Source organism: Vibrio harveyi NBRC 15634 = ATCC 14126 = KCTC 12724 (assembly GCF_001591145.1).
GTDB lineage: Bacteria > Pseudomonadota > Gammaproteobacteria > Enterobacterales > Vibrionaceae > Vibrio > Vibrio harveyi.
Window position 1 is genome coordinate 1 of the sequence record NZ_BCUF01000017.1, and the last position, 26636, is coordinate 26636.

General features: G+C 44.5%; 25 protein-coding genes and 1 tRNA gene. 13 read left to right on the forward strand and 13 right to left on the reverse strand.

The window, feature by feature from the left end; all coding sequences use genetic code 11:
* Window positions 1-260: 260 nt before the first annotated feature.
* The 7 genes from VHA02S_RS10720 to VHA02S_RS10750 form a co-directional block, all read right to left on the reverse strand.
* Window positions 261-1511, reverse strand: a complete 1251-nt coding sequence (locus VHA02S_RS10720; protein ID WP_009698789.1) for a cyclic di-GMP phosphodiesterase — start codon at window positions 1509-1511, stop codon at window positions 261-263.
* Between the two features lie 145 nt (window positions 1512-1656).
* On the reverse strand, window positions 1657-2655 hold the full coding sequence (locus tag VHA02S_RS10725; protein WP_009698790.1) for a LacI family DNA-binding transcriptional regulator: 999 nt from the start codon (window positions 2653-2655) through the stop codon (window positions 1657-1659).
* Window positions 2656-2757: 102 nt separating this feature from the next.
* Window positions 2758-3513, reverse strand: a complete 756-nt coding sequence (gene chbG / locus VHA02S_RS10730) for a chitin disaccharide deacetylase (RefSeq protein ID WP_038898337.1) — start codon at window positions 3511-3513, stop codon at window positions 2758-2760.
* A gap of 17 nt (window positions 3514-3530) precedes the next feature.
* Window positions 3531-4853: a 6-phospho-beta-glucosidase gene (locus tag VHA02S_RS10735; protein ID WP_038898336.1), complete on the reverse strand. Its 1323-nt coding sequence runs from the start codon at window positions 4851-4853 to the stop codon at window positions 3531-3533.
* Window positions 4854-4863: 10 nt separating this feature from the next.
* The gene (locus VHA02S_RS10740) at window positions 4864-5175 is read right to left on the reverse strand and encodes a PTS lactose/cellobiose transporter subunit IIA (protein WP_005448800.1); all 312 of its coding nucleotides are present in this window, start codon (window positions 5173-5175) and stop codon (window positions 4864-4866) included.
* 47 nt (window positions 5176-5222) lie between these two features.
* The gene (locus tag VHA02S_RS10745) at window positions 5223-6557 is read right to left on the reverse strand and encodes a PTS sugar transporter subunit IIC (protein WP_009698793.1); all 1335 of its coding nucleotides are present in this window, start codon (window positions 6555-6557) and stop codon (window positions 5223-5225) included.
* Window positions 6558-6645: 88 nt separating this feature from the next.
* Window positions 6646-6951 (reverse strand): PTS sugar transporter subunit IIB, encoded by a 306-nt coding sequence (locus VHA02S_RS10750; protein ID WP_005448803.1) that lies wholly within the window; start codon window positions 6949-6951, stop codon window positions 6646-6648.
* 404 nt (window positions 6952-7355) lie between these two features.
* Here VHA02S_RS10750 and VHA02S_RS10755 point away from each other — a divergent pair, with 404 nt between their 5' ends.
* Window positions 7356-7805: a type III secretion system chaperone gene (locus tag VHA02S_RS10755; RefSeq protein WP_005448805.1), complete on the forward strand. Its 450-nt coding sequence runs from the start codon at window positions 7356-7358 to the stop codon at window positions 7803-7805.
* Between the two features lie 30 nt (window positions 7806-7835).
* Complete coding sequence (locus VHA02S_RS10760) at window positions 7836-9506, forward strand: hypothetical protein (protein ID WP_038898335.1); 1671 nt, start codon at window positions 7836-7838, stop codon at window positions 9504-9506.
* A gap of 189 nt (window positions 9507-9695) precedes the next feature.
* On the opposite strand, the gene VHA02S_RS10765 is transcribed toward VHA02S_RS10760, so the two are convergent.
* Together VHA02S_RS10765 and VHA02S_RS10770 are read right to left on the reverse strand one after the other, a co-directional pair.
* Window positions 9696-9780: transfer RNA gene (locus tag VHA02S_RS10765), tRNA-Leu, on the reverse strand.
* Window positions 9781-9956: 176 nt separating this feature from the next.
* Complete coding sequence (locus VHA02S_RS10770) at window positions 9957-10622, reverse strand: SDR family NAD(P)-dependent oxidoreductase (protein ID WP_038898333.1); 666 nt, start codon at window positions 10620-10622, stop codon at window positions 9957-9959.
* Window positions 10623-10867: 245 nt separating this feature from the next.
* Between VHA02S_RS10770 and VHA02S_RS10775 the strand changes: the two genes are divergently transcribed.
* Window positions 10868-11347: an RDD family protein gene (locus VHA02S_RS10775; protein ID WP_038898332.1), complete on the forward strand. Its 480-nt coding sequence runs from the start codon at window positions 10868-10870 to the stop codon at window positions 11345-11347.
* Between the two features lie 73 nt (window positions 11348-11420).
* On the opposite strand, the gene lptG is transcribed toward VHA02S_RS10775, so the two are convergent.
* Both lptG and lptF read right to left on the reverse strand, forming a co-directional pair.
* Window positions 11421-12491 carry an LPS export ABC transporter permease LptG gene (gene lptG / locus VHA02S_RS10780; protein WP_005441983.1) on the reverse strand — a complete coding sequence of 357 codons (1071 nt, stop codon included), beginning with the start codon at window positions 12489-12491 and terminating at the stop codon, window positions 11421-11423.
* Between the two features lie 3 nt (window positions 12492-12494).
* Complete coding sequence (gene lptF, locus VHA02S_RS10785; protein WP_005448809.1) at window positions 12495-13595, reverse strand: LPS export ABC transporter permease LptF; 1101 nt, start codon at window positions 13593-13595, stop codon at window positions 12495-12497.
* 200 nt (window positions 13596-13795) lie between these two features.
* Here lptF and pepA point away from each other — a divergent pair, with 200 nt between their 5' ends.
* From pepA to VHA02S_RS25300, 5 genes are all read left to right on the forward strand, one after another.
* Window positions 13796-15304, forward strand: a complete 1509-nt coding sequence (gene pepA, locus VHA02S_RS10790; RefSeq protein WP_005432840.1) for a leucyl aminopeptidase — start codon at window positions 13796-13798, stop codon at window positions 15302-15304.
* Between the two features lie 115 nt (window positions 15305-15419).
* Entirely contained in the window at window positions 15420-15869 is a 450-nt protein-coding gene (locus VHA02S_RS10795) for a DNA polymerase III subunit chi (protein ID WP_009703970.1), read from the forward strand.
* A 94-nt stretch (window positions 15870-15963) separates the two neighbouring features.
* On the forward strand, window positions 15964-18822 hold the full coding sequence (locus VHA02S_RS10800; protein WP_005432830.1) for a valine--tRNA ligase: 2859 nt from the start codon (window positions 15964-15966) through the stop codon (window positions 18820-18822).
* 226 nt (window positions 18823-19048) lie between these two features.
* A complete protein-coding gene (locus VHA02S_RS10805; protein WP_005432839.1) occupies window positions 19049-19447 on the forward strand; it encodes a DUF2061 domain-containing protein in 399 nt (132 codons plus the stop codon).
* A 115-nt stretch (window positions 19448-19562) separates the two neighbouring features.
* On the forward strand, window positions 19563-20468 hold the full coding sequence (locus VHA02S_RS25300; protein WP_080640363.1) for a bifunctional helix-turn-helix transcriptional regulator/GNAT family N-acetyltransferase: 906 nt from the start codon (window positions 19563-19565) through the stop codon (window positions 20466-20468).
* A 16-nt stretch (window positions 20469-20484) separates the two neighbouring features.
* Here VHA02S_RS25300 and VHA02S_RS10815 read toward each other — a convergent pair whose 3' ends face one another.
* Together VHA02S_RS10815 and rraB are read right to left on the reverse strand one after the other, a co-directional pair.
* On the reverse strand, window positions 20485-21285 hold the full coding sequence (locus VHA02S_RS10815) for a glycosyl hydrolase 2 galactose-binding domain-containing protein (protein WP_017187889.1): 801 nt from the start codon (window positions 21283-21285) through the stop codon (window positions 20485-20487).
* A 171-nt stretch (window positions 21286-21456) separates the two neighbouring features.
* Complete coding sequence (gene rraB, locus VHA02S_RS10820) at window positions 21457-21873, reverse strand: ribonuclease E inhibitor RraB (protein ID WP_005432867.1); 417 nt, start codon at window positions 21871-21873, stop codon at window positions 21457-21459.
* 584 nt (window positions 21874-22457) lie between these two features.
* Here rraB and arcA point away from each other — a divergent pair.
* The 5 genes from arcA (at window position 22458) to pyrI (ending at window position 26534) form a co-directional block, all read left to right on the forward strand.
* Window positions 22458-23678, forward strand: coding sequence for an arginine deiminase (gene arcA, locus VHA02S_RS10825; protein WP_038898331.1), 1221 nt, complete (start codon window positions 22458-22460; stop codon window positions 23676-23678).
* Between the two features lie 157 nt (window positions 23679-23835).
* A complete protein-coding gene (locus VHA02S_RS10830; RefSeq protein WP_010648073.1) occupies window positions 23836-24840 on the forward strand; it encodes an ornithine carbamoyltransferase in 1005 nt (334 codons plus the stop codon).
* A 69-nt stretch (window positions 24841-24909) separates the two neighbouring features.
* Complete coding sequence (locus VHA02S_RS26505; protein WP_080640362.1) at window positions 24910-25035, forward strand: aspartate carbamoyltransferase; 126 nt, start codon at window positions 24910-24912, stop codon at window positions 25033-25035.
* Window positions 25036-25125: 90 nt separating this feature from the next.
* Window positions 25126-26055 carry an aspartate carbamoyltransferase gene (gene pyrB / locus VHA02S_RS10835; RefSeq protein WP_038898330.1) on the forward strand — a complete coding sequence of 310 codons (930 nt, stop codon included), beginning with the start codon at window positions 25126-25128 and terminating at the stop codon, window positions 26053-26055.
* Between the two features lie 17 nt (window positions 26056-26072).
* A complete protein-coding gene (gene pyrI, locus VHA02S_RS10840; protein WP_005448817.1) occupies window positions 26073-26534 on the forward strand; it encodes an aspartate carbamoyltransferase regulatory subunit in 462 nt (153 codons plus the stop codon).
* The last annotated feature ends 102 nt before the right edge of the window (window positions 26535-26636 follow it).

Sequence of the window (26636 nt, forward strand, 5' to 3'; positions counted from 1 at the left end):
AGCGAGATAATTGAGAGTGTCAAACACTTTTTTCAACTAATTTTTCGTAGAAGCTTTTTACCTCTCCGACCCTGCTGAAGCCTTGTGGCGTCTGCCGTGTCGATGGATGCGCATTATAGGGAGAAGATTTTCTTTGGCAATACTAAAAATGCATTTTTTCTAAAAAAACATGCCAAATGGATACTTTCCATCCAACCTTAAAATTACCCAGAAATAACACTCAGGATTTCTACAATTTACCCACAAAAAGCTGTGGATAACTACTCATCACTATCGAAGAAATAAGAAATGCGTGAACGTGGATTAAGGTATTCTTTGATTTTCTCCGGCAATTTAGACGGATGAATCGCATTAACTATCTTTATGTCCTTTGATGCAAGGTCAATGATTGGCGCTTGAGTTCTTGGAACTGCTGGGTCATAGACCAGTACATTTGGAAATAGTAAGTGGGACGCATTAACAGAGATAACCAATCCCACCATATTATTGGAGAGCTGAACCACTGTTCCCGGTGGGAACACCCCCATAAACTTAATAAGGATGTTGAGGTTCTCTTCTTTATATAAGTGTTTGCAATTCTTATAGAGGTGGGAAAGCGCCGTATATGGAATTTTTTGTTCAGCAGCAATCGAGGTGTGACATAAATTATCAAAAGCATTCGCAACGATAATCACTTGAGCGAGTTCATCAATCTCATCTCCCTTCAAACCTTCAGGATAGCCAGAGCCATCACGCAATTCATGATGTTGCGCTATCACTGTTTTTGCACTGTCAGGAAAGTCTTCAATTTGATTAGCCATATCCAAGCCATACTTAGTATGTAGCTTTAGATAATTGCTTTCTGGTTCAGTGAGTGGAACTTGCTTCCTTAATATAGCGGTTGGAATTTTGATTTTGCCCATATCATGGAACAAAGCAGCAAAAGAAAGCGCTTTAAGTTGCTCTGCTGAATACCCCTTCGCACGTCCAATCATCATCGCGATTACCGCAACATTAAGGGAGTGGAAGTAGATATCTTCAAACTCGTTTTTACCGTTCATTAAGTGCAGTGTCACATTGTCATCACACATTAACTTATCAACGATGTCATCGATCAGTTGTTGTGCCTCCCCTACTGCATCGACAGGGCGGTTGCGAATTTTGGTCATCACTGAACGCATTCTCGCAAGTGAACGCTCAAACTCTTTTTCACATTGAATGACACGGCGTCGATACGCGCTTAACTTTTCTATGCGTTTTTGCTTTTCTTTCCAAAGCTTTTGCGCTTCAAGATCTAATGTATTGTCTTGCGTTACTTCGACCTGAGGTTGATTTGCAGGTAAAGGAGACGCATCGCTTTGCTCGGGATTGAAATAAACGAACTTCACACCAAGATGACGAATCATCTCAACTTGTTCTTGGTCTTTGATTTTGAAGCTATTGAGTAGGAATGGGTGATCATTCCACTTTAGCGGAAGACGGATATGTAACCCGGGCTGAATACGATCCACTGTAAGTTTAATTGCTGCCACTTTTCCACTACTGATTCGGTTTTCCTGATAAGCCTATAATAGTAGTCAATTTTGTAAATGAATTCATCAATAAGGAGGATGTATCAAGCACCTCTGTGCATGTCGTCAACAAAGTTGCACTAACCAGGTCGATAAGAAAGGGAAACTAAGTAATTATTCGGTCGGCTTTGCGCAGCTTTAATTGCGCTTCAAATTCGGGTTGAGTCATCAATGGTTGCTCTTTTATTAAGCCTATCAACGTTTGCACCGCTACTCTGGCCATATCACTGATCGGGAAATGTACCGCTGACACAGTTGGGTACAAACTTTCACACAAATCCACACTGTCGAAGCTCACCAATGAGATTTGCTTCGGTACGGAGATACGATGCTCATGAAGAAACTGCATGGCACCCACGGTCATTTCTTCACTGCATGAGAACACTGCGGTCAAATCGGGATGCCTTCTATAAAGAGCAGCCATTGCATCGTACCCACTTTGACGACCGTAGTTGCCTTCTTCACACCAACTCTCATCGATGTCTATACCCGCCGTTTTCACTGCATCAATATAACCTCGCTTTCTCAACAAACTGTTTTGGCGTTGAGAGGGACCAGCGATGCAAACTATTTTTTGATGGCCACCAGCGATTAAATGCTCAACAGCAATTCGGCTCGCGTGATGATGGTTAAAGGTCACACAGCGTTCTTCAATGCCCTCGACATACCGATCGAGCAGTACAAATGGTGTTGGTAGTTTGGCAAGTTCTCTCAAATCATCATCAGAAAGATAACGACTATGGAGCACATAACCATCACAGCGCAAATCATTAAAACGCTGAATTGCCTCTCGCTCCCCTTCCGCTGAATGATGTCCTTGTGCCGTGATGAGGAACTTCTTGTGCATATCCAACTCAGTCTGCACTTGTTCCATCATTTCACCAAAGAACCCACCCGTGTAGTACGTCACCAAAAGGCCAACCATATTACTAGAAGAGGTCGCGAGTGAACGCGCGATTGCACTAGGGCGATAGTTGAGCTCTGCCATCGCAGCTTCGACTTTCTTTCTCGTTTCTTCTCGGAACTTCCCTTCTCCATTAATGATACGAGAAACCGTTGAGCGATTTACTCCTGCGAGTTCGGCTACATCTTTAATCCTTGCCATAATGCTGCTTAATCCAACTTCCTGTTTTGTTAATCATGACTTAGCGAAAAGTGGCTGCCAGCAAATCGTAAGGTGTATAGGGGGCGATGCTGACAGCCTTAATCATACACTGGCGACTCCACTTGAAGAAACGAGAGCAGAGTAATCCGTGATTGCCATACCATGCTGAGCAAGTTCTTGTTTAAAAACGGGAGAAGTCAGGACTTGAAGTTCCACCTCTCTTTGTTGGGCGTAGCTACTTTTCGACAATAGAGGTTGGTCCGCTTCCGCCGGGTGACACATCACTTCAACTACGTCATATTGAGCTTTCAAACTCAATAAATGCTTCATAATGCCTTCCAAACTAACCCCTTGATCATAGAACTCAGCAGTAAAGTAATACTTCACACTGTTCTCTATGTGGCACAAACCGCTACCACGCAAAGGTACTTTGTATTTCTGAGCAACCTTTCGAATCACCGGAAGCAGCTGTGGATGTGTATGCGCATGGTGGTGACTATCTAAATGACTTAGTGGTAGACCCAATTTAAGAAATGCTTCCACCTGGGCCACCGCTTCTTGATAGATCACCTCTTCTTCGAAATCTTGTATCTTCCATAGCTCATCGTAACTAACAAACTGAGTTTGACCACGAGTAAGATTTGGATGTCCCGTTAAAGGAATACCGGTAGTAAAACGAAGGTGCACACCAACGTTCAAATTTGGGTTCTGCTTTGCTAAATCAAGCGCGTGCCGCTCAGCATCCATTCCCACCATCATTGTTGTAGACTGAACCACACCCTGTTGATGGGCTTTGATAATTCCCTTGTTCACACCCGGAGTTAAACCGAAATCATCTGCGTTAAAGATCACTTTCATTGGTGCGGTTCCTTACTTTACAAAGTCGTCAATTTGAATTGAGGCAGATACGCGGCGTTTACTTCTAATATCTCATCCAAAATGGACTTAGCCCGTCCGATATCAGGAACAAGTGGATTATTGGTTAACGCCATTAACGCTTTTTCATAGCTTCCTTCCACTGCTGCTTCAATAGCGAGTTGTTCATAAGCTTTGACCTGATGAAGTAGTCCTTTGATATTGCTAGACAGCTCACCAACTGCCAGCGGCTTCGCTCCCCAACTGCCGATCACTGCACTGCATTCAATCACCGCGCTATCCGGTAAGCCATTGATAGCACCATTGTTTAGCACGTTCACTACATGAATACTGTTACGATTGTTGTAAATTGCATCCACGAGATTCAACGACGCGTCAGAATAGTAAGCACCTCCTCGCTCTTCCAATTCCTTTGGCTTGTGGTCTAAATTAGGATCTTGGTAAAGCTTAAATAATGCGCTTTCTGTTTCCATCACCTGCTCAGCACGTGTCCCTTGCTCTCCTGCACTCTGCTTTTCTTCCGCTAGCATCGCATCTGTTTGATAGAAATAACGATGATACGGACAAGGTATGGCTCCAAGCGCTTTAAGAAATGCAGAATCCCACGGCTCTTCCCATATATTTTTCATGCTGAAGTTAGCACCATCCCCAACTTTTTCCAGAACGGTTTGCGTAATGTCTTCTCCTTTCAACCAAGCCTTGAGCACCCAAACAAGATGGTTTAAACCAGCAAACTCAAGCTGAAGCTCTTTTGGCTCGCAATCCATCATTTCGGCAATCATCATCTCCATAGATACAGGAACGTTGCACAAACCTATACTTTTTACGTTGGAGTATTTACTGACCGCTTCTGATACCAAACCTGCAGGGTTAGTAAAGTTCAACATCCACGCGTGTGGAGAAAGTTCTTCAATGTCCTTACAGATATCGAGAATGACAGGAATAGTGCGCAGCGCTTTTGCAAAACCTCCGGGACCCGTGGTTTCCTGACCGATAACGTCATACTTGATTGGAATTCGCTCATCATTCGCTCGTGCCGTTAGTCCGCCAACGCGAAATTGAGTCATTACAAAATCTGCATCTTTTATCGCTTCACGACGATCAAAGCCGGCTTTGATTTCAATGTCAGCTCCTGCTTTATCAATCATCCGTTGTGCCAAGCCTTTGATGATCTCTAATTTCTCCGCACCTGATTCAATATCGACAAAGTGCATCTGTTTTACAGGCAAGAACTCCAAACGCTTAATTACCCCCTCAACAAGCTCTGGGGTATAACTGCTTCCACCACCTATAATGGCGAGTTTGATTGCATTTCTTGGCATCGTACCGTCCTTATCTCGCTGCTAACTGCTTGTTCAACGCAACGATTTCCACTGCCATTTCTTGCGCTAAGATGGTTGTCATTAAGTGGTCTTGTGCGTGTACCATAACAAGAGTCATTGGCACTTTGCCCTCCCCCTGATCTTCTTCAATCAATTGGGTTTGAATCAGATGCGCTTTGTTAATGCACTCTTTTGCTTGAGAAAGCTTTTCCTCTGCGGCGGTAAAATCTTTCTCTCTCGATAGACGCAACGCTTCGTAGCTCAAACTCCTGGCTTCACCTGCATTACAGATAATTTCCATTACGACTAGTTCTTGTTCCATTTCTTCTCTCCGGAAATGAAGGCTGCCAAGCGACAGCCAAATCATGATTAAGCTGTCACGCCCTCGCCTGATGGCTGTTCAGCGTCTTTACTTTCTTTGCTCATAGGTAACTCTTGTTCCATAACCTGCTTTTCAAACATCTTGAAGAACGGCAGATAAATGAAGAGATCAAGAATCAGAAGCCCAATCACCAACAGCACAGGTGAGAATGTCCAACCGCTCCCCCATGAGGCACCAATTAACGCCGGAGTCGTCCATGGCGTGGTCGCAACCCCCATACCAACAAAGCCGAGTTGTACTGCAAAGTAAGCAATGGTTGCGTTGACGATTGGTGCAAACACAAATGGAATGAATAGAATTGGGTTCATTACGACTGGGCTACCAAAAATCACAGGTTCATTAATTTGGAAAAAACCAGGTACCGCACTCATGCGACCAATACTCTTTAGGTGAGCAGAGCGGCTAAATGACATCAACATAACAAGGGCAAGCGTTGCGCCCGAACCACCAATAAAGATGTAGAAATCCCAGAATGGTTGAGTGAATACGTTTGGAATTGGTTGACCCGCGACAAACGCATCAATGTTGGCACTGATGTTAGTTAGGAAGATTGGAGACAATAAACCAACCACAATTGCGGCACCATGAATACCAGCAAACCAAAGTAGCTGACACACAAGCAATGCACCGATAATTGCTGGTAAGGTGTTGGAAGCACTGATCAATGGCTTAAACATCGCCATCACTGCATCAGGGATCAACATGTCATATTGGGTTTGAACAAAGATACTTAATGGGTACAGTGTTAGAAATACAGCCAGTACCGGAAGAAGAACTTCGAAAGAGCGAGCAATCGCAGGTGGTACTTGTTCTGGCATGCGGATAGTAATGTTGTGTTTTTTCATGAAGCGGTATAGCTCAACAGCAAAGAAGGCGCACATTACCGCTGTAAAGATCCCGGTCCCCCCCATATGTTTCATAGCAAGCGCTCCGTCTTTTGCAGGTGCAGCTACCAGCAAAAAACACATCAAAGACAATACGGCGCTGGTGATACCGTCCATCTTGTACGCTTTCGCCAAACTATAGGCGACGCCAAGCGAGACAAATATGGTCATGATGCCCATCGACATATTGAAGGGCATCATAATGGTATCGAAATGCGTGGTCGCAAAATCCAACCAAATTCGTCCTAGTGCAAACGTCGTGTCTTCAGCAAATGGTGGGAAAGCAAAAATTAAGATAAAACTACCAACAATAATAAACGGCATTGCCACAATAAATCCGTCTCTCATTGCTCTGACATGAGGCTGATTACCTACTTTCGCTGCAATTGGGGCTATATGTTTTTCGACTATTCCTATAATCGCATCATAGAGCTTCATAGAATCCATCCTTATTTTCAGACAAAAGAATCCCACACCAAATATTGATATTTAGTGGCAACTCTTATTTCTATTTAAAATTATTGAATTAGTTAATAAGTTCTAAAGCTTGCTGGAGTACTTCTTCTCCTTTCATCATCCCGTAGGCTTGTGGAGAGATTGCATCAATATTCTTACCATGTTCCTGTGCTGTTTTGCGCAACTCCTCTAACTGAAATCGCACTTGCGGACCTAACAGACAGACATCGTACTCTTTAATTGCCTCATCAAACGCATTAACTGACAGTGCATCAATCTTACACTCAAGCCCTTGCTTTTCAGCAGCTTGCTCCATTTTCTTCACTAGCATACTGGTCGACATTCCAGCACTGCAGCATAAGAGGATCTTTTTCATAGCCTTGCTCCCATTGTGTAAATTTCGAACTACAAAAACTGTAGCAAAAATAACCAACACAAAAAAGCGCAACCGGTTGCATTGAGTATGAACAAGATCTCACTTTCAATATAAAACAAAGGAGTAATTACATAAAAATAGGAATTAGACAGGAAAAGACAAAGCTAAGTATATATTTACAATTTTCATATTTATTCAATTAAAACATTAAATTAAAAACAAGGAATTTATTATCAACCTCGCTATTTAGAAGCTTAAAAACCATGATAATAATCATTTAAATTTCATGTCATTAACTATTTAATCCTCTTAGTAACCTAAAACATCACAACCGTCATTGACAGATTTCCCGACACAGCTCTTATACATTGCCATCAACTAAATAAACCATTGAGACTGCTGACGTGAGCACATTAATTGAGCAATTATTTCAAGAATTAGTTACAGACCTAGGCATCGACACACTCCAACCCAACGAAGACGGGCATTGTACTTTGATGGTTGATGAAACTCTTTTACTAGACATCGAGTTGGACCCTAAACGTGAACGGCTGATCCTGACATCGCTAGTAGGACCATTAAGTTCCCAACAAGGCATAAAACAATTATCAAGCTTAATGCAGTTCAATAAAGCCTTATATAAAGAACTCAATATGTCTCTAAGCCTTGAAACTCACACAGCGAGTATCGTTTTGACATACAGCGTGGATGCTGGTCTTTGTACTGTGTTTGACCTAGAAAGCGCACTGTCGTGTTTCATCAGTCAAACAGAGAAATGCCGTCATTTGCTAGAGAGTACCCAAGAGGACTCGCCCCCTAAAAATAGCATGCTCAATACTGCTATCTGCGTTTAATTTTCCTCAAGAATTTATAGAGATACCGATATGGCTATACAACTACAACAGTTTCTTAGTGTTGCTAAAAATAACACTGTGGTTGCCAATCAAAACAATCAAGGAGAGGTCACTTTAAAAAGTGGTCGTTTTGAAGGCAAAACGCTTTCTCCTTTTGCAAAGCACACTCAAACTCAATCCAATCTTAACCTTCAAACCATGGGGCTCTTTCTCAACTCATTACAGAAAGAGTACGGAAGTGATATCACCTCACATCTAGCTTCTAAGTTAGATATTACCTCCGGTAGTAAGCCGTTAAACGGAAAAGTCATCCAGACCATTGTTGGTGAGGCGAATGCCATCAGCAAGGCCATGACCGCTTTCAATGCCCAAGCCGTTCATGATTTTATTGCCTCTCCAAATGGCGCTCAAAAATTACTTGCTAACAACGACCACGGGCAATGGTTGGCTCCAAATAATGCAGCAGGAAAACAATTTGAAGGTTTGCTTCACGAGGCATGCGACAAACAACATCATCAATTGACTCAACGAGAAATTGCTGAGATCGCCCAAACCGTTGTTGATGACATACATCGTCTTCCACAAGGTATTCAAGAAGACTTCAACCAAGTAGCGGATGCATTCAATCAGAAAGATCATTATCAAGTACTTCACAACCTCGATAATTGTGCGCAAAAGATCATGCTACGCGCGCAATTTGACTTAGCTGATGTCGATAAGCAAAAGCTTGGCGCTGACGACAAGAGTGGTTACCAGCAACGTATCGTGTCTGAATTAACGCAAGGCTTATCTCAGACTCAAGCCAGCGATTTACTCAACTCTATTCTTAATCATCCAACCAGCAAAGAACTGGTCCAATTGCTCAACTCTCCAGGATTCAAAATGCAAGTAATGGATGACCTAGAGCAAGCCGATATTCCACATGAAGAGCAGTTGTTAACACTGACTAAACTGTGTCGAACTGAAACACTGCTTGATGCACTAATTACAGAGTTAGATAAACGCGCACATGGTAGTGACAAAGCATCGCAACGTTTAAATGATTGGGTTAGTTACTATGGACAGGGTATTGGTGCTGGTGAGATTTCAGCATCAGATCCTGAGTTTGCTTCTGCTTTTTTGACGATGCAAGCCAATGACAACCACTTAAATCTTGACGATTGTGGGCTTACTCAAGAGCCTGTTGCTGCGCAAACCAAACAATATGTCACGCTGACTAACCCCACAGCCGTCACCAATGCACTCAAAGAAATAGCCGCAAAAGTGGATGAAAAACGCAGTGAGCAGTTTGAGAAAGACTTTGATCGTGCAACTTATCTAGTTGATGGTGCACAAATCAGTCGCAATGAAGATTCAACATTAGATGACATCAGTAAAATGCCGACAGGCGTAAGCTACTTTGCTAACCAAGAGTTGTTTGCAAGCGTCCTTATCTCTTTAATGAATGAAAAAGGCATCACGCCAATAGGCGACCCAACATCCACGTTCAATTTGTACAATAAAGAAGATGGCACAATGGAACTTCATGCCCAATTGGACATGCAACTTAAAATGATGATTGGTTTAAACGAAGAGCCATTAGATCCGGATAAAAGCTCGCTGCATCTTGAGGTCAATCTAACGATAGCAGCGCACAATAGCCAAATTGATGCCAAGTTAAATGGACCAATTAACGTCGACTATCGAGCCGCTCCTCTTTAATCCCGCGTAATAAGATTCCAACAAATAACCAAGCCTCGATAGTGTCGAGGCTTTTTGTTAGCCTGAAATGCGTCAGTTTTTAGGGACATAATCCCGCTAACTACCACCTTGATCATCATGCTGGATTAGAATTCACAAACCTCAGATACAACAAAGCCCCGACTTTCGTCGAGGCTCTGTCTTGGAATATGGTACCGGTGGGCGGACTTGAACCGCCACGCCCGAAGGCAACGGATTTTGAATCCGTCGTGTATACCAATTTCACCACACCGGCATCTCTGGGCTATTGCCCTTTGATGGTTGGCATTATACGTAAGCTTTTGACCTGCGCAAGCAGAAAAACCTTAAATAACTATCGTTTGCTGATAATTTCGCCACAAAGTGTGACAAAGAAGATCTCATCTTAGCTCAGTCTGCCGTTTTGCTTTGTTGTAATACCACCATTCAGTCCTATAAACGGTTAACGGTAATATCCGAAACGTAACCATTACCGATATTAGATAGCGCACCATGAATCATCCGCGCTGCATCACCTGCGCTCATAAAACTACTGGTGTCTAAAGACTTGCCACTCGTCTCCCAAAACTCAGTCGCCATACCTCCAGGATACACTGCGATAATTTTCATTGGTTTGCCTTTTAATTCCATACGAACGGATTCAATCAAACCTTTGACAGCCCACTTCACCGCACAGTAGGTCGATTCTTGTGCCTTAGGCTGTTGTGCCGCTGTCGACATCACCATCACAACATTTACCGACCGATCTTGATAACGCTTTACCAACTCTCTTAAGACATGAATTGCTGAAGTGAGATTGTTTTCAATCAGCTTTTGAATCTCTTGTGGGTCTTGCTCAGCTAACAAACCAAAATAACCACTTCCCGCACAATGAATCAGAGTTGAAGGCACTTGAGGCAACTCATCAAACAACTTATCGACTTGAGATGCGTCGATAAGATCGCAACTTCTTACCTGAGCTTTACTCGAGAGGTGTTGGGCAAGCGTATTTAACTTCTTTTCGCTGCGACCAGTTAACAGTGTTTCTTCGCCTTGAGCATCATACAACTTAGCTAACTGCGCACCTAAGCCACTGCTCGCGCCTGTAATTACGATCATCTTGTACCTCTATCACGTCATTCGTAATCTTGTGTTCTAAGCAAAGTAACCCATGTTTGATGCTTTCACAGATTGCATGATAGGAAGTTTGAACTCGGTTACTTTGTTGGATAGTTGATTAGCGATAGAGTCGTATTCAAACTTGTGATTTGCCCACAATTGAAGACTCTGTGCGTTAGCTCTCTTTTCACAAGCTAATGGAATCTATATTCTGACGCACAATTTTAAAGGTAAGTGATGGAATTATGACGACTTCTACAACTCTTCCACCAGCGGGCTTTTTCCGTCGACTCGCAGCATTGTTTTACGACACGCTGATCATCCTAGCGATTGAGATGATGGCAGCAGGCATAGTAATGGCGATTGTTTTTGCGCTTAATGCGGCAGGCTTGCTGAGTTATGGGGAATATGTGGATGCAGCAGATATGCTAGGAAAGCATCCAGTTCTAAGCCCATTGTTCACGCTGTACCTGGCTGTGGTGTGGATCTACTTCTTTGTATTCTTCTGGACCCGCGCAGGACAAACACTGGGCATGCGAGCTTGGAAAATGCAAATTCGTAACAGTAAGGATGGTGCGCCAATTACAGTTACTCAGGCTTTAATTCGTTTAGGTACGTCGGGCTTTGGTTTGGCTAACTTGACTGTGCCAATCGACCCACAAAAACGTGGCTTCCACGACATTTGGGCAAAAACCGAAGTCGTTGTCTTGCCGAAAGCAAAATAGCGAAACCGCGCAAGCAGAATAGAAAAAGGAAGGCACAGTGCCTTCCTTTTTTATGTTTATCGCTTTTGAAAACCTACAGCTTTCTTCTTAGCAAGGATACCGCAATTGCTAGGAACACTAAGCTAGGGGCTAATGCGCCGAACACTGGCGGAATGCCATATACCAAGGTCAGAGGTCCAAAGAACTCACTGGATATGTAGAAGGTAAAACCTGCAACTACCCCTGAGAGCACCCTTGCACCCATGGTGACACTACGCAATGGACCGAAAACAAACGACAGCGCCATCAACATCATCACCGCAATAGAGAGTGGTTGAGATAGCTTGCGCCAAAATGCGAGTTCATAACGCGAAGCATCTTGTTCCGAGGCTTTCAAATAGGTCACATAGTCATATAAGCCACTTAAAGAAAGCTCCTCTGGCTTCACCGTCACAACGGCGAGTTTGTCCGGTGCTAATGAGGTGTGCCACTCCATCTGCTCTAAATCGCGCTTGGTAATGACGTTTTCATTTTCCATATCGGTGATTTGGACATAACGCATCAACCAATTGTTATCTTGTTGGTAGTCGACTTCTTCTGCGAAGATAACTTTGTCTAAGTTCTTATCTTCATCGAAACGCCACATGTTCAAGCCGTAGAGTTTGTCATCCTCCACTTTACCGATAAAGATGAAGTCGTTGGCATCACGAGCCCATACCCCAGCCCGCACCGACACAATACTACCGCCAGATAGAGCAAATGCACGTAGGTCACGCGCCATCTTTTGCGCCTCTGGTGCGCCCCATTGACCGAGCGTCATAACGATAAGCATTAAAGGTACTGCGGTTTTAAGTACTGATAAGCCGATATCCAACTTAGAGAAACCCGCGGCTTGCATAACCACAAGTTCAGAACTTGAAGCAAGCATGCCCAAACCAATCAAGGCTCCCAGCAGCGCCGCCATTGGGAAGAACATTTCGATATCGCGAGGAATACTCAGCAAAACAAAGTAAAGCGCGTGCATTAGGTCGTAAGCACCACGACCAACTTTACGCAACTGTTCTACGTACTTGATGATGCCCGACAAGCCGACGAAAGTCGCCAGAACCAAGGCTGTGGTAGAGATAATCGTTCTACCGATGTAAAGGTCTAAGAGTTTGAACACAGCTTACGCGAGCCTCTTCTTGCGGAATTTGTCTTTAATTCGTCGAGCTGGAACACTGTCCATCATGTTAGCCAAGATAGCGACAATCAATAACATGGCATTAATTGGCCACATACCAATAGCAGCAGGAATAGCACCATCTTCTAGCGCGGATTTCGTTGCACTAATCGCAAGGAAGTACGCCAAGTAAATCAAGATAGCCGGTCCCATTTTAGCAAAGCGTCCCTGGCGCGGGTTCACTGCCGACAAAGGAATAACCAGCATCGTTAATAGTGGAATACATACGAACAACGAGATACGCCATTGCAGCTCAGCCTGCGCTTCAGGATCTGGGTGACCAATCAAGTCTGCCGTTGGGTACGCTTCCCAATCGCGACCTTTTTGCTTCACTTCACGCTGACCAATCAAACCTTCGTACTGATCAAACTTAGTAACCATGTATTCAACACGAGTCGGCACACCTTCATAGCGCGTACCTTCATGCATAGTGATGATCTGACGCCCATCCGACAGTTCTTTTACTTCACCAGAAGAGGAAAACATCACGCTTGGTAAGATGGAATCACGCGGACGCATCTGTGCTACAAACACATTACTTAACGTGCTGTCTTTGATGTCATCAATAAAGACAACCGAAGAACCATCTGGCGTGCCTTGGAACTGACCTTTCTTCAATAAGTCGACACTGTTTTCTGCCGCGACTTGCTCATAAAGTTGCTCAACACGGTCTTGTGACCAAGGCGATAGCCATAATGCATTGAACGCTGCCACACCCGATGTGATGATCGCCAAGTACAACGCAGCTTGTACCAGGAACTTATTCCCGATACCCGTCGCGTTCATCACCACGATTTCACTTTCCGCATATAAACGACCAAATGTGATCAATATGCCGATGTACAAACTTAATGGCAGCATTAATAGCCCCATTGCTGGCATGTTTAAACCAACAACTGAGAAAATTAACCCAGCAGGAATATCCCCGTCCGAAGCATCAGCAAGAACACTGATAAACTTCTGGCTCACAAACACCAAAAAAAGCACGAAGAAAATCGCAAATTGGCTCTTGAGTGTTTCGCGGATCAAATATCTAACAATAATCACGCTGAAATTACCTATACAAAACTTGTTTTTTTGGTCGAATCACTATAGTTTCCCGTTGAACCATTTATTTTTTTAAAAATTATAAACTAGATGTTAGCGCTTAAATCAGCTCTGTTGGTAAGACCTGAGCTTAAATTCAACAAGTAAGCGATCATTATCTAACATTTAGAGCAATTTGTCTTCAGGATGTAGGAGTACGCATGGAGTTCAGTGTTAAAAGTGGCAGTCCAGAGAAACAACGTAGCGCATGTATCGTTGTTGGTGTGTTTGAACCACGTCGCCTTTCTCCAGTAGCCGAGCAACTTGATAAAATCAGTGACGGTTACATCAGTTCACTACTTCGTCGTGGTGATCTAGAGGGTAAACCTGGTCAGATGCTGCTACTGCATCAAGTACCAGGTGTTTTGTCAGAGCGCGTTCTACTCGTAGGTTGTGGTAAAGAACGTGAGCTAGGCGAGCGCCAGTACAAGGAAATCATTCAAAAGACGATCAGCACACTTAACGAAACAGGTTCTATGGAAGCAGTATGTTTCCTAACTGAACTACACGTTAAGGGTCGTGATACTTACTGGAAAGTTCGCCAGGCAGTAGAAGCGACTAAAGATGGTCTTTACACATTCGATCAGTTTAAGAGCGTTAAGCCAGAAACTCGTCGTCCACTGCGTAAGCTAGTATTCAACGTACCAACGCGTCGTGAACTAAACCTAGGTGAGAAAGCAATCACTCACGGTCTAGCTATCGCATCTGGTGTGAAAGCATCAAAAGATCTTGGCAACATGCCACCAAACATCGCAAACCCAGCGTACCTCGCTTCTCAAGCACGTCGCCTTGCTGACGATTACGAAACAGTAACCACCAAGATCATTGGTGAGCAAGAGATGGAAAAACTGGGCATGACATCTTACCTAGCAGTAGGTCGTGGTTCGAAGAACGAATCAATGATGTCGATTATCGAATACAAAGGTAACCCAGAATCAGAAGCAAAACCTATCGTACTAGTCGGCAAAGGTCTAACGTTCGATTCAGGCGGTATCTCTCTAAAACCTGGTGAAGGTATGGATGAGATGAAGTACGACATGTGTGGTGCTGCGTCTGTATTCGGTACAATGAAAGCGCTAGCGAAGCTAAACCTACCAATCAACGTTATTGGTGTTCTAGCAGGCTGTGAAAACATGCCAGGCAGCAACGCTTACCGTCCAGGTGATATCCTAACAACCATGTCAGGTCAAACCGTAGAAGTTCTAAACACGGATGCGGAAGGTCGTCTTGTTCTTTGTGATGCACTGACTTACGTAGAGCGTTTCGAACCAGACTGTGTAGTAGACGTTGCAACGCTAACTGGTGCTTGTGTTATCGCTCTAGGTCACCATATTAGCGGCGTAATCTCTAACCACAACCCACTTTCTCATGAGCTAGTAAACGCTTCTGAGCAAGCAAGTGACCGTGCATGGCGTCTACCAATGGCAGACGAGTACCACGAGCAATTGAAGAGCCCGTTTGCTGATATGGCAAACATCGGTGGTCGTCCTGCTGGTACTATCACTGCGGGTTGCTTCCTGTCTAAGTTTGCTAAAAAGTACAACTGGGCACACGTCGATATCGCAGGTACTGCGTGGAAATCAGGCGCAGCGAAAGGCTCAACGGGCCGTCCTGTCTCAATGCTTGTCCAATTCCTTTTGAACCGCAGCGGCCAAGAGACAGAAGAGTAATTTCTGAACAACATCTAAAAGGGCCGCAAGGCCCTTTTTTATTACCTCGATTTTCTTGATTGAAAATCGGATTTAAGATGGTCTTAGGAAGAGACCAACGGCAAGCGAGAGAATGATGCAAACTGCAACCTTCTACATCATTAACGAAGAGAGCCCACAAGCAACGGTGACTGGCTTTGAAGAATACATCGTGTTTTTGGCTCAGCACTTTGCTCGCCAAGGCGCAAAAGTGTATCTGAACTGCCAAGACAAACCGCACGCCGAGCAGCTCGCCGAAGCCTTTTGGCAAATTGATGCAGACAAGTTCATGGCACATAATCTTGTAGGCGAAGGACCGAAATACGCCACCAATATTGAAATCGGCCATGAAGGTGTAAAACCTAATTGGAACCGTCAGCTGGTAATTAATTTGGCGGAAAATGAGACAACCTTTGCGAACAAGTTTGCTCAAGTGGTAGACTTCGTGCCTTGCGAAGAAAAAGCTAAACAGCTCGCAAGAGAAAGGTATAAAATTTACCGTCAGGCAGGTTATCAACTGCAAACGATCGAAATTCAATATCCTTAACGGTCAATCCTTATAGTTAAGCTCTCCACTCAGAGAGTTCACTTATAAAGATTGACTTAGATTCAACCATCAACGTATCCATTAAAAGAGCGCTATGGAAAAGACATACAACCCAACTTCAATCGAACAAGCTCTGTATCAGACTTGGGAAGAGAAAGGCTACTTTAAGCCACACGGTGACACTACTAAAGAATCATACAGCATCATGATCCCGCCACCGAACGTCACTGGTAGCCTACACATGGGCCACGCGTTCCAAGATACGATCATGGATACGCTTATCCGTTGTGAGCGCATGAAGGGTAAAAACACTCTTTGGCAAGTAGGTACGGACCACGCAGGTATCGCAACTCAGATGGTTGTTGAGCGTAAGATCGCTGCAGAAGAAGGCAAAACAAAACACGATTACGGTCGTGAAGCTTTCATCGACAAAATCTGGGAATGGAAAGGCGAATCTGGCGGCACTATCACTAAGCAGCTTCGTCGTCTTGGCGCATCTGTAGACTGGGATCGTGAGCGCTTTACGATGGACGATGGTCTATCTAACGCTGTTCAAGAAGTGTTCGTACGTCTATACGAAGACGATCTAATCTACCGCGGTAAGCGTCTAGTTAACTGGGATCCAAAGCTACACACAGCGATTTCAGATCTAGAAGTAGAGAACAAAGACACTAAAGGCAACATGTGGCACTTCCGCTACCCACTAGCAGATGGCGTTAAAACAGCAGATGGCAAAGACTACATCGTTGTTGCAACGACTCGTCCAGAGACCATGCTAGGCGATACTGGTGTTGCAGTTAACCCGGAAGATCCACGTTACAAAGATCTTATCGGTAAAGAAATCATCCTTCCTATCGTTGATCGTCGCATCCCAATCGTGGGCGATGAGCACGCAGATATGGAAAAAGGTACTGGCTGTGTGAAAATCACACCTGCGCACGACTTCAACGACTACGAAGTTGGTAAGCGCCACCAGCTACCAATGATCAACATTCTGACTTTCGACGCGAACATCCGTGACGCTTCTGAAGTATTCAACACCAACGGCGAAGCAAGCGACGCTTACAGCACTGAGCTACCAGCTAAGTACCACGGTATGGAACGTTTTGCTGCTCGTAAAGCTATCGTTGCTGAATTCGACGAGCTAGGTCTACTTGAAGAAGTGAAAGATCACGATCTACAAGTTCCTTACGGCGACCGTGGCGGCGTGGTTATCGAACCAATGCTAACTGACCAATGGTACGTACGTACTGCGCCTCTAGCGAAAACAGCGGTTGAAGCAGTAGAAAACGGCGACATCCAATTCGTTCCTAAGCAATACGAAAACATGTACTTCTCTTGGATGCGTGACGTTCAAGACTGGTGTATCTCTCGTCAGCTATGGTGGGGTCACCGCATCCCAGCTTGGTACGACAACCAAGGCAACGTTTACGTAGGTCGTGACGAAGAAGAAGTTCGTAAGAACAACAACCTAGAGTCAGTCATTGAACTTCACCAAGACGAAGACGTACTGGATACATGGTTCTCTTCTGCACTATGGACGTTCGGTACTCAAGGTTGGCCTGAGCAAACTGACGATCTGAAAGTATTCCACCCTTCAGACGTACTAGTAACTGGTTTCGACATCATCTTCTTCTGGGTTGCGCGCATGATCATGATGACCATGCACTTCGTGAAAGACGAAAACGGCAAACCACAAGTACCATTTAAGACAGTTTACGTTACTGGTCTAATCCGTGACGAAAACGGCGACAAGATGTCTAAGTCGAAAGGTAACGTACTTGACCCAATCGACATGATCGATGGTATCGACCTAGAATCTCTAGTAGAGAAGCGTTGTGGCAACATGATGCAGCCTCAGCTAGCGAAGAAGATCGAGAAGAACACTCGTAAGACGTTTGAAAACGGTATCGAAGCATACGGTACAGACGCACTACGTTTCACTCTTGCAGCAATGGCATCAACAGGTCGCGATATCAACTGGGATATGAAGCGTCTTGAGGGTTACCGTAACTTCTGTAACAAACTATGGAACGCAAGCCGTTACGTAATGATGAACACAGAAGAGCAAGATTGTGGCTTCAACGGTGGTGAGATTGAATACTCACTAGCGGACAAGTGGATCGAGTCTCAGTTTGAACTTGCAGCGAAAGCGTTCAACAACCATATCGACAACTTCCGTCTAGATATGGCGTCTAACACGCTTTACGAATTCATCTGGAACCAATTCTGTGACTGGTACCTAGAGCTAACTAAACCAGTTCTATGGAAAGGTACTGAAGCGCAACAGCGTGGTACTCGCCGCACACTAATCACGGTTCTTGAGAAGACTCTACGTCTAGCTCACCCAGTGATTCCTTACATCACTGAAACTATCTGGCAAAGCATCAAGCCACTAGTTGAAGGTGTAGAAGGCGAGACAATCATGCTTCAAGCACTGCCTCAATTCGACGAAGCAAACTTCAACCAAGAAGCGCTAGACGATATTGAATGGGTGAAAGCGTTCATTACCAGCATCCGTAACCTACGTGCTGAATACGACATCAACCCAGGTAAGCCGCTTGACGTTATGCTGAAAGCTGCAAACGCAGAAGACGCAGCGCGTCTAGAAGCAAATAAACAAGTACTGATGTCTCTAGCGAAACTAGAATCTGTACGCGTACTTGCTGCTGACGAAGAAACGCCAGCGTGTGCAACAGCATTGGTTGCTAAGTCTGAGCTGATGATCCCAATGGCGGGTCTGATCGACAAAGACGCTGAGCTTGCTCGTCTAGATGGCGAAATCAAGAAAACTCACGGCGAAATCAAGCGTATCGAAGGCAAACTAGGTAACGAAGGCTTCGTAGCGAAAGCTCCTGAAGCAGTTGTTGCTAAAGAGCGTGAGAAACTTGAAGGCTACAAAGAGACGCTAGCTAAGCTAGAAGAGCAGAAGACAACGATCGCTGCACTTTAATCGCTAAAGGCTAGAGTAAAAGAATCAAAGGGTTGGTGTGAAAGCATCAACCCTTTTTGCATTTTATCGCTAGGAAAGCTTTCAAAGATATTCGCTCTTCTCTCCTACTTCCCCTCCTATTTAATAGTTTTTACCTATCAAACTAATCTTAACTGCCCATTAGATTTAATGATAATAATTCTCAATAATAGACCCATCGAAACAACACAACGATTGAGTAATTATCATGAAAAAGACACTAACCTTTGCAGCACTCCATTTTACTATCGCGTTTAGTGTCGCTTACGTGCTTACTGGCGACATTCTAATTGGTAGTTTAATTGCCATGATTGAGCCTTCAGTGAACACCGTCGCTTTCTACTTTCATGAAAAGGCATGGGCAAAAGTCCCAGCGCTTAAAGCTCGTCAGTGGATGACCAAATTAAAAACCGCAAGCTTTGCCACTATCCACTTCAGTGTTGCGTTTAGCGTGGTTTACTTACTAACAGGTGATGCGTTTGTCGGCGGTATTATGGCGATGCTAGAGCCAAGCTTGAACACAGTGGCTTACTACTTCCACGAGAAAGTATGGATGCGTAAATCAGATAACCAAGCACCACAATTTTGTCTACACCAACACGCTTAAACATGGAGGCTCAATACGCCTCCTAACAAGCAAAATAACATTTACCATTGACAAAGTTGCGCACCGCAATTAATTTAATTGCGGTGCGCAACTTTGTTTCCAGAGGTAAGTGATTATGAATGCTCGTCAACTCCGACACTACTCCCGTCAAGCCGTCCGATTGCTTGGTATGCTCGATAAACAATGCGGCGATGTCGCCCTCACTCCAGTACAAGCGCACGCATTAGGTGAAATCCAGCTGCAGCCGTTAACCATCAATCAATTGGCACAGCAGCTTAATGTCGACAAGTCCAATGCGAGCCGAACCGTTACTGGTCTGATTAAATTAGGCTTGGTTGAGAGCATCGAAAACCCAAAAGACAAACGTAGCCAACTTGTCGCGCTTACAGAGCAAGGGCAACAGGCGTTATCGCAACTAGACCAGCAGCAAAACAGCTTCTTTGAACAACTGCTTACCCAACTCGATGACAACGAGCAAGAGCAACTCAAACTTGGTCTAGAGACTTACCTAAAAGGGCTAACGAAAGTGTGCCAGGCTGAGGAATACGTTCTTCGACCTCTTACCAAAGCAGATAACTCGCAAGTTGCGGACGTGATTCGTAAAGTCTCTGCAGAATACGGTTTAACCGCAGATAAAGGTTATGGTGTGGCAGATCCAACGCTTGATGACATGTACTCGGTTTACGACCAACAAGGCGCAGCCTACTGGGTAGTAGAGTACCAAGGCGAGATTGTGGGTGGCGGCGGCTTTGCACCTTTAGCTGGTGAGCCAAATGTGTGTGAGCTGCAAAAGATGTACTTCTTACCTCAAACGCGAGGACACGGCTTAGCCAAACGCATCGTCGCATTAAGCTTACAACTGGCGAAACAGTTTGGGTATCAGCAGTGCTATTTGGAAACGACCGAATGTCTGAGAGAGGCGGTAGGTTTGTACGAAAAGCTAGGCTTTGAGCATCTCGATGCCCCGCTAGGACAAACAGGGCATGATGCATGTGAAGTCGTGATGCTTAAAACGTTATAGCGCTTTATCCCCAAACTTAAAGTACAAGATGGGTAACACAGAGCTCTTGGCTAAGCGCCACTGTAAATGCTTGGCGTTGCCCATCCAACTCCACCACGAGTTCGTAGAGATCTTTTGGATCGGGATCGTTAAGATCGGCATACTTTGGCGCTTCGATCTGGAATAAAGCACTCGCATGATCCGCTCGGACATCAATAGGAATATGGTAAGTCATGCCATTAAACTTAACCGATGCCGATACTAGACCCGGCGCAAAAGTTTGATAGTACAAGTCTACTTTAAACTCACAACCACCACCATGGTGCCAAATCTGCTCGGTTGCTACACGGTCTAAACGCACATTGCGAATAAACTGCAGATACGGCTCTTGCCATACCCCCAAGCGCTCATCACTCTTTTGGTATTCATGATCCGCAAGTGAGCACAACTCTGGTTTATCCTCATCCAGCAGAAGATCTTCTTCTTCCTCAAGGAACAGGATCTCAAAACGGTTACGCCCCATCTGCATGAACGGACGAATGTCTTTTTTGTACACGCTTTGTGAACCGTCACAGTCGAACAATGCTACCCCGTTTAAACGCACTTCAGCATGGTAATCCACACCACCCAACACCATTTCTACCGCTGGGAATGCCATCATGGATTCATCCACTTCGATGTCATGCATCAGATGCCACTCTTGCTGACGAATTGCTTCTTCTGTCAGCTCAGCAGGCAATACCTGACTCAAAGGAGCAGGGAAAGTAATGTCATCCTGTGGGATAGAAAGGTCCGTCAGTGGAGAGACTTGCCATAAACCGGCGAGTGAGAGTTGCATAGTTACCTTGAGCTAGATCAATTTTCACGCATTATATACACAAGTAACTTAGGGTTACAGGCAATAAGCACACAAACTCAATGAGAATTATTTATCGTTACCTGCGGTTATCATTTTCAGGGCACAAAAAAGCCAGCGATAAACGCTGGCTTCTTAGATTGAATAAGAGGATTACTCTTCGTCTTCATCATCTTCTTCAGGGTAAAGCGCATCTTCGCCTTCGTAGTAAGTACCCCAACCGTCATAAATGATGTCGTATTTTTCTGCCAGATGAACCAGTTTCTCAACCTGAGCATCAATTGCTTCTGCGTTTAGTGCAGATTCCATTGTTGCATCACAGCAAAGCAGTTTGTTGCCGTCTTCATCTTCTGTTTCTTCAGCTTCAAGAACTTCAAAGCCCATCTTGAACGCTTCAACAACCGCTTTTTCTAGCGTATCGAAGTCTTCAGCAAATAGGTGGTGCTCGATTTCGTATAGTGAATCTGGATCGCTGCCATCTTCTAGCAATGCTGCAATGATATCGCGAGTCTCTTCCTTTTGAATCTCAATTAATTCTTCTACTGATAGATATTCATCTTCGTGAGACATGTTTTGGCTCCAGATTAGTTACTTGATGGAAACACTATACTCTAAACTGAGTACGTTAATGCGGTGAAATATGGCACGGATTGCGATGAAAAGCCACAAACAAACACCAAACTGCGGTGATTCTTGATGATAATTTTTACTCACAAATCTAAACCTCGCTCACAGAAACAAAAAATTAACAAAAACGGCTAATCTTTAATATTCAGAAGATCCTAATTGAGCCTGAGACGAGTAATTTTAGGCTTGTTTGCGTGTTTATGATCTTGGAGTGAATACAGCAACGGCTCGTTAATTCTGACCTAACGAATAAAAGAAAGCCAAAAACTGCATATTTCAGAATGGTTATGCACGTTTTATGCACTTTTGATGTATGACTTCTTTCTCAAACGAAAAAGAATAAAAACGCACTTTTTAAAACTCATGAACAAACAACAAAATATAGAATTAAAATACACCAAGGAAGCATTTACAAAATATAACGCCAAAAAATTATATTTTTGCAATATATAAGCAAAGTTCTAAGACTTGCATCTTTGCACCAAGCTTGTCATAACTAACGGCTGGAATATTTGTAAGGATGCAAAATGAGTAAGCTGTACGTTGGATCAGAAGTTGGTCAACTAAGACGAGTTCTATTAAACCGCCCAGAGCGCGCCCTCACCCACCTAACGCCATCGAACTGCCATGAGCTACTGTTTGATGACGTATTAGCGGTAGAAGCGGCAGGTGAAGAACACGACGCGTTTGCGCGCACACTGCGTGAACAAGATGTCGAAGTACTACTACTTCATGATCTACTGGTTGAAACCCTTGCGGTTCCAGAAGCAAAACAATGGTTGTTGAATACTCAGATCTCTGACTTCCGTTACGGTCCGACTTTCGCTCGTGACTTACGCCAGTACTTCGCAGAGATGGACGATGAGCATCTAGCAAGCATTCTCCTTGGCGGCTTGGCTTACTCGGAACTGCCAATCAAATCTTCATCAATGTTGCCGAAGATGAAGCGCCCACTGGACTTCGTGATCGAACCTCTGCCGAACCACCTCTTTACCCGTGACACGTCATGCTGGGTATACGGCGGCGTTTCTCTTAACCCAATGATGATGCCTGCACGTCAACGCGAAACCAACCATCTGCGTGCGATTTATCGCTGGCACCCAACCTTCGCTGGTCAAGACTTCATTAACTACTTTGGTGATGAAGACCAGCACTACGACAATGCCAACGTTGAAGGTGGTGATGTACTGGTTATCGGTAAAGGTGCGGTTCTGATTGGTATGTCTGAGCGCACAACCCCACAAGGTGTAGAAAACTTAGCGGCAAGCCTGTTTAAATCTGGTCAGGCGAAAGAAGTGATTGCTATCGACCTACCAAAACACCGCTCGTGCATGCACCTTGATACGGTCATGACGCACATGGATGTAGACACTTTCTCGGTATACCCAGAGATCATGCGTAAAGATTTAGACACTTGGCGCCTAACACCTAAAGGCAACGATGAAATGCATGTCGAAGCGTCACACAACTATCTGCACGCCATTGAGTCGGCACTTGGCTTAGATCAATTGAAGATAATCACAACCGGTGGTGACAGCTACGAAGCTGAACGAGAGCAATGGAACGATGCCAACAACGTACTGACGGTGAAACCAGGTGTTGTGATTGGTTACGAACGTAACGTCTACACTAACGAGAAGTACGACAAAGCTGGTATTGAAGTCCTGACTATTCCGGGTAACGAGCTTGGTCGCGGTCGTGGTGGTGCACGTTGTATGAGTTGCCCAATCGAACGTGACGATATTTGAGAAATCTCTCCCACCAAATAAAACCAATTGAGACTAAGGTTGATGTGAATGCATCAACCTTTTTTTGTTTTTAATTAAAATAATTATTCACAATAAAAGCATTTATATGTTTTAATGCTTTTATTCTTTATCAACCAAACGACCTAAGGGACGAGCTATGGCTTTCAATCTACGTAATCGCAACTTTTTGAAGCTATTGGACTTCTCAACTAAAGAGATCCAGTTTTTGCTCGAACTGTCTGCAGAGCTGAAAAAAGCTAAATATGCAGGAACAGAGCAGAAGAAACTTCAAGGTAAAAACATCGCACTAATCTTTGAGAAATCTTCTACTCGTACCCGATGTGCGTTTGAAGTCGCGGCCTTTGACCAAGGCGCTCAAGTCTCTTACATCGGTCCTTCTGGCTCACAGATCGGTCATAAAGAATCGATGAAAGACACCGCTCGTGTTCTTGGTCGTATGTACGATGGCATCGAATACCGTGGCTTTGGTCAATCGATTGTTGAAGAGCTTGGTACTTTTGCAGGCGTACCTGTCTGGAATGGTTTAACGGATGAGTTCCACCCTACCCAAATCCTTGCGGACTTCCTGACCATGCAAGAGCACGGACGTGGGAAACAACTGCATGAGATGACGTTTGCTTACCTTGGTGATGCTCGCAATAACATGGGTAATTCACTCATGGTTGGCGCAGCAAAAATGGGCATGGACATCCGCCTTGTAGCGCCAAAAGCGTTCTGGCCAGAAGAAGCATTAGTGGCAACTTGCCAAGAAATTGCCCAACAAACCGGTGCGAAAATCACACTGACGGAAAACGTTGAAGAAGGCGTTAAAGGGTGTGACTTCTTATACACCGACGTTTGGGTCTCGATGGGTGAGTCGGCTGAGGCTTGGGATGAGCGTGTTGCTCTGATGACACCTTACCAAATCAATATGGATGTGATTAAGCAAACGGGTAACCCTCATGTGAAGTTCATGCACTGCCTGCCAGCCTTCCACAACGATGAAACGACTGTGGGTAAAGAGGTCGCGGAGAAATACGGTATGAAAGGGCTTGAAGTAACCGAAGAGGTGTTTGAATCTGAATACTCTATCGTATTCGACGAAGCCGAGAACCGCATGCACACCATCAAAGCCGTGATGGTTGCGACATTAGGCAGCTAAACCAAAGCATTAAAAATGGTAACAAAAACCATGATGTAATCGCTTGCGCTCACGAAAGTTAAGCGTATAATGCTCGGCAATTTGTCTGAGGATTACGAAATGACCACGCCGATTACTGACGTAAAAACGCGATTTGCTCTAGCTAAGCGACTACGCTTACGTGCTGTTATTTTCGTTAATTCTATTGAATTTTAAAACCTCCCCAATTGGGGAGGTTTTTTTATGCCTAAAATTCCATCGCGGTGAATTTTGGGGATAGTCACCACTGTTATAGGGAAGAAGATCATGGCGAACTCGCTTTACCAGAAGCACATCATCTCTATTCCAGAGCTTTCACGTGAAGAACTGGAACTGATTGTAGAAACTGCAGGTCAGCTAAAAAAAGAACCTCGTCCAGAACTGATTAAAAACAAGGTTGTAGCAAGCTGTTTCTTTGAGCCATCCACACGTACTCGCCTGTCATTCGAGACAGCAATTCAACGTATCGGTGGCGATGTTATTGGTTTTGATAACGGTGGTAACACCTCTCTGGCGAAAAAAGGCGAGACGCTATCTGACTCAGTTCAAGTTATCTCTTCTTACGTCGATGCATTCGTGATGCGCCACCCTCAAGAAGGCGCAGCGCGCTTAGCCTCTGAGTTCTCTAACGGCGTACCAGTTATCAATGCAGGTGACGGCGCAAACCAACACCCAACGCAAACGCTACTCGACCTATACACCATCGCGGAAACGCAAGGTCGTCTAGACAACCTAAACGTTGCGTTTGTTGGTGACCTAAAATACGGTCGCACCGTGCACTCGTTGACTCAAGCATTGGCAAAGTTCAATAACATTCGCTTCTTCTTTGTTGCACCAGAAGCACTCGCAATGCCAGACTACATCTGTGAAGAGCTAGATGAAGCAGGCATTCAATACAGCCTACACACAGACATGGAAAGCGTGATTCCTGAGCTCGACATTCTGTACATGACTCGCGTACAAAAAGAGCGCTTTGATGAATCCGAATACGCGCACATCAAATCAGCTTACATCCTAACGGCGGCAATACTAGAAGGTGCACGTGAAAACTTGAAAGTACTGCACCCACTGCCACGCGTGGATGAAATCACCACAGACGTCGACGTCACACCACACGCTTACTACTTCCAACAAGCAGAAAACGGCGTTTACGCGCGCCAAGCGTTGTTGGCACTGGTTCTTAACGAAACACTGTAATCGAGGGAGAAAAAGACATGGCTAAAGAAACTCAATTGCAGGTTGAAGCAATCAAAAACGGCACAGTAATCGACCACATCCCAGCACAAATTGGTATCAAAGTGTTGAAGCTGTTCGATATGCACAACTCTTCTCAACGTGTCACCATCGGTCTGAATCTGCCTTCATCTGCACTCGGTCATAAAGACCTACTCAAGATTGAAAACGTGTTCATCAACGAAGAGCAGGCAAGTAAACTAGCACTGTACGCACCACACGCGACCGTTAACCAAATCGAAAACTACGAAGTAGTGAAGAAGCTAGCGCTAGAACTCCCTGAGCGAATCAACAACGTGTTTGAGTGTCCGAACAGCAACTGTATTACACACAACGAACCGGTTGCGAGCAGCTTCCAGGTGTTCGAGAAGAAGGAAGAAATCCGTCTGAAGTGTAAATACTGTGAGAAAGTTTTCGCACGTGAGATCGTGACTGAGCGTTAATTTCCCGCTTCGAATCTTGCTAACGATAAATTAACTGATACCCCGCTAATGCGGGGTATTTTGCTCTTTACGTGCTTCATGTTTAAAGGCAAACTGATTCTT